Here is a 16480-nt window from a genome sequence, read left to right on the forward strand (position 1 = left end):
GTCAGCGTGCGCTCGGCTCCCTGTTGCTGGCAGGGAGGGTCAGGCAAGGCGGCCGGAAACGAGCAAGCGCAAGCTTGCCGCCGCCGCGAGAGAAGGGCTTTCTAGTGGAGCAGCACCGACAACATCAGGTGTCGGCGCGGCCAGGAGGGAGGGTGGGTGCCGCGGATACGCAGCAAGGGGTCGCGCAGCCAGTTGTCCAGTGCGCCGCTTGCCGTCCCGAGGGGCAGCAGCAACAGCGGCAGGGCGAACAGGGTCAGCAGGGCCGCCAGCAGCGGCAGGCCGGTACCCATTGGCGAGGTGAGGCCGCCGTGCATCTGGCACTCATCCTGATTGAGGTCGGCGGCAGCGCTGCCGCCACCGCCATCGTGGCAGGAGAGCCCCTGCATGGCCGCGGGCATAGTGTTGGTCATGGCGAGGGAGGAGGAAGTCGCCTCTTCCCTTGCCGCCGCACCATGCCAGCTGATGCAGAGGGTGAGATTGCAGACGAGCAGCAGCGCCAGCAACAGCCGGGCGATGAGCACTGTGGGCAATCTCGATGACAACATGGGCGGTTTCCCTGTGACGGATGAGTCGAATGTAAACCTTGCCTAAAGGAGAAGGTCAAGGTTTGGCAAAACCCGTCAGCCAAAGAGTTGATGTGGATTAAGAAAGGGCGGGGGTAGTGAACAAAAAAGCCCCCGCATGGGCGGGGGCTGGCTCTCTTTGCGAGGGGGTGCCTGGCGCCGGGATCAGGCGAAGCAGGCCCAGATGGGAGCGTGATCCGAGGGCTTGTCGATGCCGCGCAGCTCGTAGTCGATGCCGGTCTCGGTCACTTTGTCCTTGAGGGCGTCGGAGGCCATGATGAGGTCGATGCGCAGGCCCCGGTTCTCGTCAAAGCCCCTGGAGCGGTAGTCGAACCAGGAGAAGCGCTCGCACTCGGTGGGGTTGGCGGCGCGGAAGGTGTCGGTCAACCCGAAGCCTTTCAGGCGCTCCATCCATTCCCGCTCGATGGGCAGGAAGGAGCACTTGCCATCCCGCAGCCAGCGCTTGCGGTTCGCCTCGCCGATGCCGATGTCGAGATCCGTGGGGGAGATGTTCATATCCCCGATCAGCGCAATCTGGTCGTCCGGGGTGTGGTGGGTCTCGAGGTAGTGCTGCAGGTCCTCATAGAACTTCTGCTTGGCCGGGAACTTGGTCTCATGATCCTGGCTCTCCCCCTGGGGGAAGTAGCCGTTCATCACTTTGATGACGGAGCCGTCTTCCCGCTTGAAGCTGGCCATGATCATGCGGCGCTGGGCATCTTCCGGATCGGTGGGGAAGCCCTTTTGCACCTCGATGGGAGCCTGCTTGCTCATGATGGCGACCCCGTAGTGCCCCTTCTGGCCGTGGAAGACCACGTGGTAGCCCATGGCCTCCACGTCCGCGACCGGGAAGGCTTCGTCGTGCACCTTGATCTCCTGCAGGCCGATCACGTCCGGCTGGTGCTTGTCGATAAGGGCTTGCAACTGATGAAGACGGGCGCGCAGGCCATTGATATTGAAAGAGATGATCTTCATGTTCGGGGTGCTCATGTCGTTTTTGTTCGTCGCTTATTGGACTAGGAATCCGCGATGGATGCAAGTTCGGGGGCTGTGACTGGCGCAGCGGCTCGGGAATCTGTTCACGATCTGTCGCGAGAGTCTGTCAGCAAGGTGACGCGCAGCAGAGGAACCTGAGCGCATATGTATACATGGGAGCGCCTGGCGATACACAAGCGAGCTGCACATGAGCCTTGGAAGCAGCCTCCCAGCAGGATCGTGGACAGGTTTCTAGCGGGTCATCTTCTTGACAAACACCACCACGAACAGGGCCAGCGTGAAGCTGCCGGTAAAGGCTTCGAAGGCGGCGAAGATCCGTGACAACCCCACCGGGGTGAAGTCCCCATACCCCAGCGTGGTGAAGGTCACCACGCTGTAGTAGAGGCACTCCATCAGGAAGATGGCGTTCTGCTCCAGGGGGGCGTCCGGGCGATAGATGAGGTGGGTGCCCGCGAAGTTGAGGCCGCAGAAGAAGTAAAAAATGCTGCAGATGACGATGAGCAACAGGGAAAAAAGCACCACCCGCATGGGGGCCTCGCCGTAGCCGCAGAAGAGATCCACTATCCAGGAGGCGAAGCGGCGGTAGGACCAGAACGGCATCTGCAGGCGGCGCATGGTGAGCTCCTGCTGGATGTAGCGACCGGACATGGTGAAGATGCCCTGGGCCTCCGAGGCCTTGCGCAGATCCCGGTAGGTCTCCTCCGCCTCCTTGAACCAGACGCGGGCCTGTGCCGGGTCCCGCTCGCGGCGCCCCTTTCTGTCCTGCATCAGCCGCTTGCCCGTCTCCAGGTTGTCGAGGCGGGTGTTCTTCCAGCGGATGCCGAGTAGGTTGACGTCGTCGAGGGTGGCGCAGTGGAGGTTCGCTTCGCTCAGATCGGCCTTCATCAGGCTGCCGCCCTTGATGCGAATGCCGTAGAGATGGGCCCCCCGCAGGTTGGCGCGATAGAGGTTGCACTGCTCCAGCAAGAATCCCTCCGGACCCTGCCTGTTCACCAGGTTGAGATCCGCCAGCTCGGCGCGGGCCAGTTGCAGGCCGTGGCACAGGCCTCCCTGGCGCACATAGCGCTCCAGCGCCTCGGCGGTATCAGGGGTGTTGTGGGCCGCAGCGGGGTCGTGCCAGCGGCAGAGATCATGATCCCCAGCCTCTTCGGTGCAGTGGCGGCCATCGGCCACCAGGTATCGGCACATTGCCATGGTGTTGCCCCTCCCTTCCCTGAGTCAGTATCAGCATAGGTGAGGGGAGGAGGGGGGATATCAGCTGTGCTGATGATATTCCTGGCGCAGCTTGCGAAAACGTTCCTGCTGGGCGGGGTTGAGGGGGATGCCCTCCAGCACCTCCAGGGTCTCCTTGCACTCGGCGCCAAACTCCGGGCTCTTGCGGTTCTTCTGCATGAGTTGCAGCAGCACCTGGATCTTGTTGAGGGCGGCGCCGGTATTGGCGGGCGCCCGGCGCAGGGCCTCGCGAAAGTGGCCGAGGGCCTGCTCCAGCTCCCCGGCCTGATAGGCCTTGATGCCCAGATCGTTGAGCTGCTGATAGCGCTGGCGCCGCTCCTGCACCGTCTTGTCATCCCGGGTCACCTGGATGCAGGTGGTGAGCAGCCGATCCTCATCCTCCGCCAGCAGGGATTGCAGGCTCTCGGCGTACTCGAACTCCCCGAGCTGATAGAGGGCGAGTATGGTCTCGCCAAGGAGGGCCGGAGGCATGGTGGCGGGCTCGTCCAGCCAGTTCTGGTTGGCGCGATAGAGCATCTTTTTGCCCTTTAGCAGCTCTCCCAGGGCGATGCGCACCCGGGCCTGGCAGATCTGCTCGAACACCGGGTAGTTGAACTCCGACATCATCAGGGAGTCGCGGATGCGCGACAGGGCGGAGTTCACCTGCTTTTGCAGGTTGGCGATGTGGTAGCCGTCGTTGCTGTTGAGGGCGTAGAGAGTGAGGGTCTGGATATAGGCCCCTAGATAATGCGGCGTGCGGTGGATCGAGTTGCGCGACAAGTCGATGAGGGCGAGCAGCACGTCCTTGGCCTGGGCGTAGTCGTGCCGTTGCAGGCACACCTCCGCCAGACGGCGGGAGAGCTGCACCGACTGGGGAGAGATGTCCACCGCCCGGCGCAGCTCCTGCTGGGCCTGCTCGTCATTGCCCAGCGCCAGCAGGGACTCCGCGAGCCAGAGGTAGGCCTCCACCATCAGGGGGGTGTGTTTCAGGGTGGCTTGCAGGTGGCTCACCGCCTCCTCGTGCAGACCCAGGGTATGGCACGCCTTGCCCAGGGTGAGGCGAGCCCAGCTGTTCTCCTGCCCCGCCAGCAGCTGGCGCATCAGGCTGCGGGCCTCCTTGGCCTGGCCCAGCTTGAGCTGGGTGTCGGCCTGCAGGCAGCGGCAGAAGTTGGCAAAGCGGGGCACGGCGTCCGCCTGTTTGGCACAGGCCTCCACCAGGGCGGGCAGATCGTCCCGGGTGAGGGCGCTGAAGACGCTCTCCAGCGCCTGGCGCCGGGCGAGGGCGCGTTTGAGGCGAAACGAGAACTGCTCCTGGGAGAAGGGCTTCATCAGGTATTCGTCGGGCTCGGCTTCCAGCGCGCTCAGCACCATGGCGCGGGAGCCGTCGCTGCTGACCATGATCACCACGCTCTGGGGCGGAATGAGTTGCTGATCCCGCAGGCTTTCCAGCAACTGGCGGCCGTTCTCGCCCGCCCCCAGCTCATAGTCGAGCAGATAGATGTCGAAGCTCTCTTTCTGGCAGCGGCGGCGCGCCTCGTCGGCGGAGTTGGTGTAGGTGATGCGGTTGATGCCGATGTTGATCAGCATCGCCTTCATCATCATCTGGAAGGAACGCTGTTCGTTGACCAGCAGGATGCGCTTGGGCTTGGGCTGGGGTTTCTTCTCGGGTACGGAGTCCGGTGTCTGCATCTGTCTGGCATCAAGGCGCTACGGGCTGGTGGGAGAAGTGTGCCACCAAAGTCCGCAGGCAGGCAATTGCACATGGGGAGGGGCCCCGGTTTTTCCCGCAGACCTTGGGTGAAAAAAAGGGTGTCTTGCCTTTGATCCCGGTCAAGGGAAGGCGAGTTGGCACTGGCAGGCGCTGTCCCGGTTTTTAGACTTGAAGAGCGTCAGCATGCGGGAGGCAGCAGAGGGCAGAGTGCCCGTCTGCTCCCTTGCCCGCTCACAAGGAGGGATCAGATGAGTTTGCTACCGAGTCGCACCAGCCTGTTTGATGACCTGTTCCACGACATGGCCTCCGGCTTCTACATCCGCCCCCTGCACGGGGACCCGTTGCCCAGCCAGATCAAGCTGGATCTGCGGGAGAGCGGGGATGACTACCTGCTGCATGCGGAATTGCCCGGGGTGGCGAAGGAGGACATCCACGTGGACGTGCACGGCAAGCTGGTGACCCTGAAGGCGGAGATCCGCCAGTTTGACAGCCAGAACAAGGATGAACGGGCCCTGCGCAGCGAGCGCTACTATGGCAGCGTGTCGCGCAGCGTCGAGCTGCCGGTGGAGGTGTCGCCAGAGCAGGTGAGCGCCCGCTTTGACAACGGCATCCTCACCCTGCGCCTGCCCAAGCAGGCGGCCAGCCCCGCGCCCCACCGCATCCCCATCGAATAGGCGGTCAGTGAACGAGGCCCCGCACTGCGGGGCCTCGTCATTCAGGGCTGCTTGCGCACCAGATAGGGGGCAAACTCGGGGGTGTGGCTGGCGGCAAAGCCCGTGGCGGTCTTCTCGATGAGATAGACCGCCAGCTTGTGCTCCCTGGCAAAGGCCATCGCCCGCTCGGGGCCCATCACCATGAGGGCGGTGTCGAGGGCATCGGCCTCCAGGGCCGTGGGGGTGATGACGGTGGCGGAGACCAGCTTGTGGGTCACGGGCTCGCCGGTGGCAGGATCGATGATGTGGGAGTAGCGCTTGCCGTCGAGCTCGTAATAGTTGCGATAGCTGCCGGCGGTGCTCACCGCCATGCCGCTCGGGGTCACCACGTCCTCGATGGCGCCCGGTCTGTCAGAGGGCTCGACGATGGCCACCCGCCAGGGATTGCCCTTGTCGTTGTGCCCCTTGCTGCGCACCGCCCCCGCCACCTCGATGAGGTAGTTGTGGACCCCTTTTTGCTCCAGCAGCCCGGCTATCTCGTCGGAGGCTGCCCCCTCGCCCAGGGTGGAGAGATCCAGATAGAGGTCTGGGATGGCCTTGCCGAGCAGGAAGTGATCCCCCTCGGGGGTCAGGGTGAGCTTGTCGATGCCGACCCGCTCCCGCGCCTTGGCGATCTGCTCTGCGCCGGGCCGCCTGACCGGGCGCTTGTCCGGCCCGAATCCCCACAGATTGACCAGGGGGCCCACGGTGACATCGAGAACCCCCCGGGTGAGGTGCCCGGCGTCAATCCCCTGTTGCACAATCTTCGCCATGGTGGCCGGGATGACCTGGGGGGGCTGCCCCGTTCCCTGATTGAAGCGGGAGATGAGGGAGCCCGGATCATAGGTGGAGATCTCCTTGTTCAGGCGTGCCAGCAGCGCCTCCACCTCCTGTTGCAGTGCCTCCTGTCCGCCGGGGAAGGGGTCGCTCAGGGTCACCGCATAATAGGTGCCCATGGTGTTTCCCTGGATGCGGGTCTGGGTCGGGGCCGGCTGGCAGGCGCCAAGCAGCAGGATCAGGGAGAGCAGCAGGGTGCGCGCCAGCGCAGGCGCAAAGGGGAACTTCATCTCTCATTCTCGCGGGAGTCATCGACGGGGGAGCAGCTTAGCCAACGGCTGTGGTGTTGGCGAGTGGCCGTGGGCGGGAAGGCCGCAAATAATTAAGCCGGAGGGGAATTTGATCAACCCGCTTTGGGCCCGGGGTCGGGAGAAAAGAAGTGACCGGGCTCGCAGGCTGGCCCAAAAGCGGTCGTCCTTCGGTGACATTTGAATACAATGAAGATCGATCCTGACAGCATCTTTGCGGGTCGCGCCCACGGGGGCGAGATGCCTGTGCTGTCATCCTTCGTCAATCAAAGGAGAACGTGATGAAAAAGGTGTTAACCCTGCTGCTTCTTGGCTCCCTCGCCACCCCGGTCCTGGCCGACGAGTGCGCACTGGTGATCGAAGGCAATGACGCCATGCAGTTCAACCAGACGGGGATGAGCGTGCCGGCCACCTGCAAGGAGGTGACGGTGACCCTCAATCACACGGGCAAGCTGCCGGTGGCCAACATGGGCCACAACTGGGTGCTGGCCAACACCGCCGACTATCAGGCCATCGCCACCGCCGGCATGAGCGCCGGGGACGATCACGACTACCTGCCCAAGGATGACCCCAGGATCCTGGCCCACACCAAGCTGGTGGGGGGCGGCGAGAGCACCAGCGTCACCTTCAAGACCGACGGCCTGGCGGGCAAGGATCTCACCTTCTTCTGCTCCTTCCCGGGCCACTTCGCCCTGATGAAGGGCAGCTTCAAGGTGGGGTAGTGCCAAGGGTCGTGTCGCCGCCAGCACAAGCAAAAGCCGGGAGGGGCCCGGCTTTTTTGTCTTCGCTTGCGCTGCGTCGCGGTGCTTTCATGATCTGGTCTGGGGTGGCAAGGAGATGAGCGGCGTAGAATAGGCCGCAAATGGGCCAGTGGCCCGCCTACGCCCCTTCGGAAAAGAGAGCATGAACGCAGTGAAATGGATGCTTGGCTGTTGCCTGATGCTGCTGTGTGCCATCGCGCTGGCCGCCGAGCCCCCGGTGAAGAAGAGCCGGAGCGGCATCTGTCACCCCAAGGGCGGCACCTACTACAGCCGCACCAGGCACTATACCCCCTATGACACCATGCAGGCCTGCCTCGACAGCGGGGGCCGTGCCCCTCGGCGTTAAACGGCGGCCTGCTTGGGCTGCAGGGTAAAGAAGGCGAGGGTGGTCTTCTTGCCGCACTCGAAGCGGATGCTCTCCTCCCCTTGCACCACCAGGGTCTCTCCCGGTGCGACCTGTTGCCCCTGCACGGTGAGCTGGCCCTCCAGCAGGTGGCAGAGGTAGCACTTGTCCGTCTCCAGGGTGAGGCTGAGGGGGAAGGGCAGGTTCAGCACCCGCACGTTGGCGCTGATGCGCGCCGGGTGGTAGATGAGCCCGAGATCCGTCACCTCTTTTTTCAGCAGCTCGCAGCGGGTCTCGTCATCCCCGCTGAAGTGGGCTGCCTCGAAGGTGGCGTAGGGGTGGCCGTTGAGCACGAAACCGGCACCGCTGACGGGCAGCAGGATGCGCTGGTAGCCGGGAAAGCGGGAGAAACTCCCTGCTTCCTTGATGGGGGCCGAGCTCAGCCGGTAGTCAAAGTCGAGCTTGTCCAGGGTCGAACCAGGGGGGGAGATCAGGATCTGGGCCGTGGTGCCCTGCCTGTTCTTCCAGGGCATTTTCAACTGGTCGGACTCTTTAATCAGGGTGATCACGATGGCGCCTCGGCGGGAAGGGGAGAGTGGGGCCAGTGATACCATCTCCGGGAGTGGCTCACAAGACGCCGCCAGCGCAGGCCGCGCTGGTTGGCCACAAATCAGGCAGCGGCCCCCCTGACGCTGACCCTAATCGGTCGACTCAAGCCCTTTTTCTATCTTGTCCAGCAGTTGCTGCAACTGCGCTATCTCCGCCAGCGTCAGCAGGGAACACAGCCGTTCGTCGAGCCGTGCGGCCTCCTGCTCCCCCTGGTTGACCCGCTCGCAGGCCAGCGGGGTCAAGGCCAGGCAGATGCTGCGTCTGTCAGTGGGATGGGGCCGCTTCTCGATGAGCCCCTGTTTCTCCATCTCCTGCAGCAGGCGCGTCACCTGCGCCTTGTCGCGGCCCGACCGCTGCGCGATGAGCTGCGGCGTGGCGGGATCCAGCGCATGGATCAGTTGCAGCACCTTGTAATGGAGGGGGCTAAGGGCGATCTGCTGTGCCCGGAAATGCTGCGTCATGGCGATTTTGTACTGATCGAGGATCCGGAAGAGGCGGTTTGACAACTTCATGGTTGATAAAGTCAACTTAAAAGGGTTTAATTGATTTTATCAACCATATGGGCAAAAGCCCAGCCCGAGAGGAGATGAAAGATGCCACACACTTATCGTGTACAGGTCCAGGCGCTGGACCGCGAGGTGCCCCCGTTGCAGTTCGACTGCCAGAATCACGACGACATCTTTGCCATCCTGGCGCTCAGCAAGGGGAAGCTGCCCATGTCGGAGCAGGAACATAAGGCGTTTATCGTCGGGTTGAAGCTGTTTGGCGAAGTCATGATGCAGCATCGCAAAGAGGAGCTGTTCAAGGGGTTTCTCCCCCATTTCAAGCAATTCATGGGGCAACTGAAACGCACCGCCAGGGGAGAGGAGGCCGTGGTCGCCCCTTCCGAGTGACCCTGCCCTGACCCCAAGGGCGAGCGCTCCCGCCATCATGCCTGATGCAAAGGAAACCCCGAGGTTGTGATCCCGGAGCTGTCAAAGCGGCGGCGGCCCGCTACACTGGCAGCTCGTTTCACGGAGGACCCATGACCCACAAGATCATTCTGGATACCGATCCCGGCATCGACGATGCCATGGCCATTCTGTTTGCCGAGGCGCACCCTGCCATCGAATTGCTCGCCATCACCACGGTGTTTGGCAATGCCACCATCGAAAATGGCACCCGCAACGCCCTCTGGCTCAAGCAAAAATATGGCATGAAGGCGGACGTGGCCCGGGGCGCCGCCGCGCCGCTGCTGCGCGAGCCCGTGGGGCCGACGACGGTGGTGCACGGCCCGAGCGGCTTTGGCGACGTCCAGGCGGGGGAGGTGACCCTCATCCCGGATCCCCGCCCGGCCTGGCAATACATCGTCGAGACGGTGAAGGCCCATCCCGGCGAGATCACCCTAGTGACCATCGGTCCCCTCACCAACCTGGCGCTGGCGCTCGAGGCGGCCCCCGAGGTAGCCGCCCTGGTGAAAGAAGTGGTCGTGATGGGCGGTGCCTTTGGCGTCAACGGCCATCGCGGCAACGTGACCCCCTATGCCGAGGCCAATATCCACGACGATCCCGATGCGGCGGACCGGGTCTTCACCGCCCCCTGGCCCCTGGTGATCATCGGGCTCGACGTCACCCAGCAGAGCATCTTCACCGCCGACTATCTGGATGCCCTGCGGGACGATGCGGGGGAGCCGGGCCGCTTCCTGTGGGATGTCAGCCGCTTCTACCTGCGCTTCTATTCCGAGCGCATCGGCATGGCGGGGTGCCATGTGCACGATCCCTCCGCCATCGCCTATGTGATCGATCCTGCGCTGTTCACCCTGCGCAAGGGGCCGGTGCGGGTCATCACCGAGGGGCCCGCCATCGGCCATACCCTGCAAAAATTTGACGACACCCGCCATCCCCATGACGAGTGGGCCGACTGCCCGGCCCAGCAGGTCGGGGTCGCGGTGCGGGATCAGGTCTTGCTCGCCCTCTATCGGGATACCCTGGTGGCCTGGGGCAAGGGGCGCCGATAAGGCCCGGCAGTGAGTGAAAGCGTGATGGCGGCCGGGTCATGGTGAGGCGCCCCCGGTTATACTGGCGAATATCGGGTTGACGGGAGGAAGACGCAATGGCCTGGTTGTCTCTGTTGGTGGCGATAGCCCTGATCGGGTGGTTGATGACGCTGGGGCGCGGCGCCCTTTTCGAGGTCCGGCTCGCGCCGGGCAAGGTGGTGGTGAAGCGGGGCTCGGTGCCGCCGCGCTTTGTGACCCAGGCGACCCAGATCCTGCACCATGAGCCGGTGCGCGGGCGCATCCTGGGCCTGCGGGACGGCAACGGGGTGAGGCTGGTCTTCTCCCGCTCCATCCCCGAGCCCGTGGCCCAGCGCCTGCGCAACATCTTCCCCTACGGGGATTACCGGGGGCTCTCACCAAGCCCTGACGGGCGAAAATCACGCTGAGCGGTCGCCGTGGCGACCCTCATTTCCAGACGCCGGGCCCTGTGCCCGGCGTCTGCGTTTTCAGCGTTTCGCCAGGAGGCCCTGTTGAGGTCAGCGCGGCCCTTGCAGGGGCCTGATCGCCTCGACCAGAAAGTCGATGAAGGCGCGGGTCTGGGGTTTGAGGAAGCGGCCGCCACGAAACACCGCGTGGATCTCGTCCTGGCGATCCTCGTAGGGGGAGGCGAGCCACTCTGGCAGCAGCGGCAGCAGGGTGCCCTCGTCGATGCTTTGCTGCACCATCCAGCTCGACAGCAGCAGCACGCCGCACCCCGCGAGGGCGGCGCAGAGCAGGGGCGTGCCCCCGACCGAGGCAAGGTTGCCCTGCACCGCCACCTTCTCGCGCTCCGTGCCTTGCTGGAAGTACCAGTGCTGGCGCTGGCGCCCATGGCCGCGAATGAGGCAGTTGTGGTGGGCCAGCTCGGCGGGATGGGCGGGTTCGCCATGGCGGGCCAGATAGGCGGGGGAGGCGACCAGCAGCGAGCGGTTGGTGAGCAGATGGCGAGTGTGCAGGCTGCTGTCGGCGGGCTTGCCGATGCGCACCGCCACGTCCACGTTCTCGGCATCGAGATCCACCATGCGGTTGTCCAGCGCAACCTCCAGGCGCACCCCGGGGTAGCGGGCGAGGAAGTCGGGCAGGCGGGGAGAGAGCCAGGACGCGCCGAAGCTCTCGAACACCGAGACCCGCAGCGGCCCTTCTGGCGCCACCGAGAGGGGTTGCAGGGATTGCACCAGCTGATCCGCCTCCTCCAGCAGGGGCAGGGAGCGGGCGAGAAAATAGGCGCCCTGCTCGGTCAGCACCAGTTGGCGGGTGCTGCGCTTGAAGAGCGGGATCCCGAGCTGCTGCTCCAGGGCGTCGATGGCACGGGTCACGGAGGAGGGGGCCTGGTTGAGGGCGCGGGCGGCACGGGAGAAACTGCCCGATTCCACCACCTGGGCCAGGATGCGGATGCGATCCAGCATGGATTCACCTTTGCTATAAACGCAAAACTGTTGCAGGTTATGACGATATTCTAATCAACAATGAAAAAGTGAACAATCAGCTCACCGCCCCATCCGGGGTCCATCACCGGAGTCTTGCCATGTCACACCGTATCCAGCTCGCCAACCAGGTGCCCGCCGCCGTCTCGGCCATGATGGGCCTTGAGTCCTACCTCGGGAGCACCGACATTCCCCTGTCGCTCAAGGAGCTCATCAAGTTGCGCGCCTCCATGATCAACGGCTGCGCCTACTGCATCGAGATGCACGCCGACGTGGCGATGAAGCACGGGGAGAGCGCCCAGCGTCTGCTGGCGCTGGCCGCCTAGCAGGAGTCGCCGCTGTTCGACGCCCGGGAGCGGGCGGTGCTGGCCCTGACCGACGAGGTGACCCTGATCGCCGACAAGGGGCTCACGACGCAGACCTATGAGGCAGCGCTGGCCCAACTGGGGGAAACCCTGCTGGCCCAGTGTCTGGTGCAGGTGGTCACCATCAACGCCTGGAACCGGATCGCCGTGGCGACCCGGATGGAACACGATCACTCCTGACTCCGACTCCGAGTGAGTGAGAGAAAACGAGTGTCAACGGGCCCGCACAAGGGCCCGTTTTGTTACGAAGTGTGCCTTCTGGCGCCAGGGGTTGCGACCGTTGTCGGGGGGAGGGAAGTTAATCATACATTCGTTTGATTAATTATTTTTTTAATCTTCCCCGAAAAATACCCATCCAGATCAAGGTGTGGAAAAATGACCTGTGAGTCGAAAAGGGGCTGTATGGCTCTTTTTTGATCGCAATGGCGGGTTAAAAACAGACCAGATGGATCTTTTTGGTTAATTGGTGGTCACTTTTGGTGGCGCGAGAGATTAACGGAAGATGAATTGCCGCGGTGTAACTTGAATAAATTGGTCATTGTCAAGGGATTAACATCTGATGCCGCTTTCCATCACCTTTTGAACATTTTTGGGATTAATTTTTCATGTTGTTCACATGCCGGTCTGATGCAATAAAATGCTGCATTTTTTTATACCAATAAGCCTTCAAAAGATGAGGACATTGCATGAGACTCTTTGATGTGAAGAGGGGCTTGGGCGCTTTGCTGCTGCTCGCGACCGCCAGCTTGCTGAGTGGCTGCGACATGGCACTGATGAGCCCCAAGGGGCAGGTCGGTATGGAGCAGAAGTCACTGATACTCACCGCACTCGGCTTGATGCTGATCGTGGTGGTGCCCGTGATTGTCATGGCGGTGGCGTTCGCCTACAAATACCGGGCGTCCAACACCAGTGCCACCTATGCGCCGGACTGGGCCCACTCCAACAAGATTGAGGCAGTCGTCTGGACTGTACCCGTCATCATCATCGTCATCCTGGCGGTGATCACCTGGAAAACTTCCCATTCCCTCGACCCCTACAAGCCGCTGGAATCGGACGTCAAACCGGTTCAGGTGGATGTTATTTCCCTGGACTGGAAGTGGTTGTTCGTCTATCCGGAGCTGGGCATTGCGTCGGTCAACGAGCTGGCCTTCCCGGTCAACACCCCGGTCAACTTCCGGGTGACCTCCGACACCGTGATGAACTCCTTCTTCATCCCGCAACTGGGCGGCCAGATCTACGCCATGGCCGGCATGCAGACCAAGCTGCACCTGATTGCCAACGAGGCGGGCGAGTACAAGGGCATCTCCGGCGGTTACAGCGGTGCCGGTTTCTCCGGCATGAAGTTCAAGGCCATCGCGACCCAGGACCAAGCCGGTTTCGACGCCTGGGTAGCCAAGGTGAAGGCCTCTTCCAAGGCCCTGAGCACCATGGATGAGTTCAATTCCCTGGCCAAGAAGAGCGAAAACCACCCGGTGGAGTACTTCGCCAGCGCCGATCCCAAGCTGTTCGTCAACATCATCAACAAGTTCATGGGCGGCATGTCCCATGGTGGTCACGCCACCCCGGCTGCGGGCTCCGCGGATCACGAGGGCATGAACCACGAGGCCATGAACCATGACGCCGCCCCGAAAGCGGGTGCCATGGACCACGAAGGGATGAACCATGAGGCCTCGCAAGAGGACGCCATGGAGAACCAGGCCATGAACCATGACGCCCATGCCGGACACATGGCCATGTCGGCCGACAAGAGTGTGAAAGCAGGATCCGAGGAATAATCGATGTTTGGAAAATTGACACTCGAGGCTATTCCGTACCATGAACCCATCATCATGGTCACGATAGCCGGTATCATTCTGGGGGGCCTGGCCATCGCCGGTCTCATCACTTACTACGGCAAGTGGCAATATCTGTGGAAAGAGTGGCTGACCTCGGTCGACCACAAACGCCTCGGTATCATGTATCTCATTCTGGGCATGGTCATGCTGCTGCGTGGCTTTGCCGACGCCGTGCTGATGCGTGGCCAGCAGGTCATCGCCTCCGGGGGTGGCGAAGGCTACCTGAATGCGCACCACTACGACCAGATTTTCACCGCCCACGGCGTCATCATGATCTTCTTCGTGGCCATGCCGCTGGTGATCGGTCTGATGAACATCGTGGTGCCGCTGCAAATCGGTGCCCGTGATGTGGCCTTCCCCTTCCTGAACAACCTAAGCTTCTGGTTCACTGCCGCGGCCGTGGTGCTGATCAACGTCTCCCTCGGGGTCGGTGAATTCGCCCAGACCGGCTGGCTGGCCTATCCGCCCTTGTCGGGGCTGGAGTTCAGTCCCGGGGTCGGGGTCGATTACTGGATATGGAGTCTGCAGATTTCGGGTCTGGGGACCCTGCTGACCGGCGTGAACTTCTTCGCCACCATCATCCGCATGCGTGCCCCTGGCATGACCATGATGCGCCTGCCGGTCTTCACCTGGACCGCCCTGTGTGCCAACATCCTGATCATCGCCTCCTTCCCGATCCTGACCGTCACCATCGCCCTGCTCACCGCAGACCGCTACCTGGGTACCCATTTCTTTACCAATGACATGGGTGGCAACATGATGATGTACATCAACCTGATCTGGGCCTGGGGTCACCCCGAGGTGTACATCCTGGTGCTGCCGGTGTTCGGGATCTTCTCCGAAGTGGTGGCGACCTTCTGCAAGAAGAAGCTGTTCGGTTACACCTCCCTGGTGTGGGCGACCGTGGCGATCACCGTGCTGTCGTTCATCGTCTGGCTGCACCACTTCTTCACCATGGGGTCCGGCGCCAACGTGAATGCCTTCTTCGGCATCACCACCATGATCATCTCCATCCCGACCGGGGTGAAGATCTTCAACTGGCTGTTCACCATGTACCGCGGTCGCATCGAGTTCACCTCGCCCATGCTGTGGACCGTCGGCTTCATCATCACCTTCACCGTGGGTGGCATGACCGGGGTACTGCTCTCCGTGCCGGCCGCCAACTTCGTGCTGCACAACAGCCTGTTCCTCATCGCCCACTTCCACAACGTCATCATCGGCGGCGTGGTGTTCGGCTGCTTCGCCGGTATCACCTACTGGTTCCCGAAAGCGTTCGGCTTCAAGCTGGATGACGTCTGGGGCAAGCGTGCCTTCTGGTGCTGGATCACCGGCTTCTTCGTGGCCTTCATGCCGCTCTACGTGCTGGGCTTCATGGGCATGACCCGTCGTGTCAGCCAGAACATCGATCCCGAGTTCCACGGCTGGCTGGTGGTCGCCGCCTGCGGCGCCGGTCTGATTGCCCTGGGCGTGCTGTGCCAGGTCATCCAGATCGTGGTCAGCATCCGCGACCGCGAGAAGAACCGCGACCTGACCGGCGATCCCTGGGGTGGCCGTACCCTGGAGTGGTCCACTTCCTCGCCGCCCCCCTTCTACAACTTCGCCATCGAGCCGAAGATCAAAGGGCTGGATGCGTTCTGGGAAGCCAAGCAGGACGGTTCTGCCTATCAGCAGCCCAAGCACTATGACCCGATCCACATGCCGAAAAACTCCGGTGCCGGCGTCATCATCGCTGCCTTCAGCACCCTGTTCGGCTTTGCCATGATCTGGCACATCTGGTGGATGGCCATCGCCGGCTTCATCGGCATGATCGCCACCTGGATCATCCACAGCTTCAACGACGATGTGGACTACTACGTACAGGTTGACGAGATCGAGCGCATCGAAGGTCAGCATTTCGACAACATCAACAAGGTGGCTTAATTCCATGGCGACTGACGTACTACATCACTCTCACGGTGCCCATGAGGATGGGCACCACGATGCCGGTGCCACCAAGGTATTCGGTTTCTGGATCTACCTGATGAGTGACTGCATCCTGTTCGCGACCCTGTTCGCGACCTATGCGGTCCTGGTCAACGGCACTGCCGGCGGCCCCACCGGCAAGGACATCTTCGAATTGCCGTTCGTGTTCGCCGAAACCATGCTGCTGCTGCTGAGCTCCATCACCTTCGGGTTCGGCATGCTGGCCATGAACAAGAACAAGGTCGCGGCGGTCAACACCTGGCTGTTCGTCACCTTCCTGCTGGGTGCCGGCTTCATCGCGATGGAAATCTACGAGTTCCATCACCTGATCGTGCACGAGGCGGGCCCGGATCGCAGCGGCTTCCTCTCTGCCTTCTTCACCCTGGTGGGGACCCACGGTATCCACGTGACCAGCGGCCTGGTCTGGATCATCGTGATGATGGTGTCGATCACCAAGAAGGGGCTGACCGAGCGCAACCGCACTCGCCTGATGTGCCTGAGCCTGTTCTGGCACTTCCTCGACGTGGTATGGATCTGCGTCTTCACCGTGGTCTATCTGATGGGGGTCATGTAAATGAGTCATTCCGTTGACAATCACGGCGCCAGCCACGGCAGCGTCAAGTCCTACATGATCGGTTTCGTGCTGTCACTCATCCTGACCGCCGTGCCGTTCTGGATGGTGATGGACGGCTCCGCCTCCCACGCCGTGGTGCTCGGCACCGTGGTGGCCATGGCGGTGGTGCAGATCTTCGTACACCTGGTCTACTTCCTGCACATGAACACCTCCTCCGAGGAGCGCTGGAACCTGGTGGCACTGGTCTTTACCGTGCTCATCATCGCCATCGTGGTCGTGGGTTCCCTGTGGATCATGTACAACCTCAACATCAACATGATGGTTCACTGAGCGGGTT

At 62.4% G+C, this 16480-nt stretch carries 20 protein-coding genes; 12 read left to right on the forward strand and 8 right to left on the reverse strand.

Annotated features, from left to right (window positions below):
- Positions 1-101 precede the first annotated feature (101 nt).
- The 4 genes from ACPW74_RS04705 to ACPW74_RS04720 all read right to left on the reverse strand — a co-directional run bounded on the left by ACPW74_RS04705 (position 102) and on the right by ACPW74_RS04720 (position 4457).
- Positions 102-545, reverse strand: a complete 444-nt coding sequence (locus tag ACPW74_RS04705) for a hypothetical protein (RefSeq protein ID WP_025327655.1) — start codon at positions 543-545, stop codon at positions 102-104.
- Between the two features lie 183 nt (positions 546-728).
- The gene (gene xthA, locus ACPW74_RS04710) at positions 729-1535 is read right to left on the reverse strand and encodes an exodeoxyribonuclease III (RefSeq protein ID WP_102948690.1); all 807 of its coding nucleotides are present in this window, start codon (positions 1533-1535) and stop codon (positions 729-731) included.
- 252 nt (positions 1536-1787) lie between these two features.
- The gene (locus ACPW74_RS04715; RefSeq protein ID WP_029314056.1) at positions 1788-2750 is read right to left on the reverse strand and encodes an ion channel; all 963 of its coding nucleotides are present in this window, start codon (positions 2748-2750) and stop codon (positions 1788-1790) included.
- 60 nt (positions 2751-2810) lie between these two features.
- Complete coding sequence (locus ACPW74_RS04720) at positions 2811-4457, reverse strand: response regulator (protein WP_042014219.1); 1647 nt, start codon at positions 4455-4457, stop codon at positions 2811-2813.
- A gap of 270 nt (positions 4458-4727) precedes the next feature.
- On the opposite strand from ACPW74_RS04720, the gene ACPW74_RS04725 reads away from it, so the two are divergent.
- Positions 4728-5153, forward strand: a complete 426-nt coding sequence (locus tag ACPW74_RS04725) for an Hsp20/alpha crystallin family protein (RefSeq protein WP_102948689.1) — start codon at positions 4728-4730, stop codon at positions 5151-5153.
- Between the two features lie 41 nt (positions 5154-5194).
- Here ACPW74_RS04725 and ACPW74_RS04730 read toward each other — a convergent pair whose 3' ends face one another.
- The gene (locus ACPW74_RS04730) at positions 5195-6238 is read right to left on the reverse strand and encodes an FAD:protein FMN transferase (protein WP_102948688.1); all 1044 of its coding nucleotides are present in this window, start codon (positions 6236-6238) and stop codon (positions 5195-5197) included.
- A gap of 299 nt (positions 6239-6537) precedes the next feature.
- On the opposite strand from ACPW74_RS04730, the gene azu reads away from it, so the two are divergent.
- Both azu and ACPW74_RS04740 read left to right on the forward strand, forming a co-directional pair.
- Positions 6538-6978, forward strand: coding sequence for an azurin (gene azu, locus ACPW74_RS04735; protein ID WP_425858600.1), 441 nt, complete (start codon positions 6538-6540; stop codon positions 6976-6978).
- Between the two features lie 181 nt (positions 6979-7159).
- The gene (locus tag ACPW74_RS04740) at positions 7160-7363 is read left to right on the forward strand and encodes a hypothetical protein (protein WP_039039209.1); all 204 of its coding nucleotides are present in this window, start codon (positions 7160-7162) and stop codon (positions 7361-7363) included.
- On the opposite strand, the gene ACPW74_RS04745 is transcribed toward ACPW74_RS04740, so the two are convergent.
- Positions 7360-7929 carry a HutD family protein gene (locus ACPW74_RS04745; RefSeq protein WP_043155563.1) on the reverse strand — a complete coding sequence of 190 codons (570 nt, stop codon included), beginning with the start codon at positions 7927-7929 and terminating at the stop codon, positions 7360-7362. The two genes, ACPW74_RS04740 and ACPW74_RS04745, sit on opposite strands and share 4 nt — an antisense overlap.
- 129 nt (positions 7930-8058) lie before the next feature.
- On the reverse strand, positions 8059-8481 hold the full coding sequence (locus ACPW74_RS04750; RefSeq protein WP_102948686.1) for a MarR family winged helix-turn-helix transcriptional regulator: 423 nt from the start codon (positions 8479-8481) through the stop codon (positions 8059-8061).
- Between the two features lie 81 nt (positions 8482-8562).
- Between ACPW74_RS04750 and ACPW74_RS04755 the strand changes: the two genes are divergently transcribed.
- From ACPW74_RS04755 to ACPW74_RS04765, 3 genes are all read left to right on the forward strand, one after another.
- Positions 8563-8862, forward strand: coding sequence for a DUF3861 domain-containing protein (locus ACPW74_RS04755; protein ID WP_102948685.1), 300 nt, complete (start codon positions 8563-8565; stop codon positions 8860-8862).
- Between the two features lie 131 nt (positions 8863-8993).
- Positions 8994-9965, forward strand: a complete 972-nt coding sequence (locus ACPW74_RS04760) for a nucleoside hydrolase (protein WP_425858603.1) — start codon at positions 8994-8996, stop codon at positions 9963-9965.
- Positions 9966-10060: 95 nt separating this feature from the next.
- Entirely contained in the window at positions 10061-10390 is a 330-nt protein-coding gene (locus tag ACPW74_RS04765; protein WP_039039207.1) for a DUF3634 family protein, read from the forward strand.
- A gap of 90 nt (positions 10391-10480) precedes the next feature.
- On the opposite strand, the gene ACPW74_RS04770 is transcribed toward ACPW74_RS04765, so the two are convergent.
- Positions 10481-11389 carry a LysR family transcriptional regulator gene (locus ACPW74_RS04770; RefSeq protein WP_039039206.1) on the reverse strand — a complete coding sequence of 303 codons (909 nt, stop codon included), beginning with the start codon at positions 11387-11389 and terminating at the stop codon, positions 10481-10483.
- Between the two features lie 119 nt (positions 11390-11508).
- Here ACPW74_RS04770 and ACPW74_RS04775 point away from each other — a divergent pair, with 119 nt between their 5' ends.
- The 6 genes from ACPW74_RS04775 to ACPW74_RS04800 all read left to right on the forward strand — a co-directional run bounded on the left by ACPW74_RS04775 (position 11509) and on the right by ACPW74_RS04800 (position 16473).
- A complete protein-coding gene (locus tag ACPW74_RS04775; RefSeq protein ID WP_223929937.1) occupies positions 11509-11733 on the forward strand; it encodes a carboxymuconolactone decarboxylase family protein in 225 nt (74 codons plus the stop codon).
- A 36-nt stretch (positions 11734-11769) separates the two neighbouring features.
- A complete protein-coding gene (locus ACPW74_RS04780) occupies positions 11770-11952 on the forward strand; it encodes a hypothetical protein (protein ID WP_223929938.1) in 183 nt (60 codons plus the stop codon).
- A gap of 506 nt (positions 11953-12458) precedes the next feature.
- A complete protein-coding gene (cyoA, locus tag ACPW74_RS04785) occupies positions 12459-13547 on the forward strand; it encodes a cytochrome o ubiquinol oxidase subunit II (protein WP_102948683.1) in 1089 nt (362 codons plus the stop codon).
- Positions 13548-13550: 3 nt separating this feature from the next.
- Entirely contained in the window at positions 13551-15527 is a 1977-nt protein-coding gene (gene cyoB, locus ACPW74_RS04790; RefSeq protein WP_102948682.1) for a cytochrome o ubiquinol oxidase subunit I, read from the forward strand.
- The gene (locus ACPW74_RS04795) at positions 15448-16143 is read left to right on the forward strand and encodes a cytochrome o ubiquinol oxidase subunit III (RefSeq protein ID WP_080560441.1); all 696 of its coding nucleotides are present in this window, start codon (positions 15448-15450) and stop codon (positions 16141-16143) included. The genes cyoB and ACPW74_RS04795 overlap by 80 nt, the downstream gene beginning before the upstream one ends.
- Positions 16144-16473 (forward strand): cytochrome o ubiquinol oxidase subunit IV, encoded by a 330-nt coding sequence (locus ACPW74_RS04800; RefSeq protein WP_010673684.1) that lies wholly within the window; start codon positions 16144-16146, stop codon positions 16471-16473.
- Positions 16474-16480: the final 7 nt, after the last annotated feature.

It is taken from the genome of Aeromonas sp. INTO2, assembly GCF_049860605.1.
Lineage (GTDB): Bacteria > Pseudomonadota > Gammaproteobacteria > Enterobacterales > Aeromonadaceae > Aeromonas > Aeromonas caviae.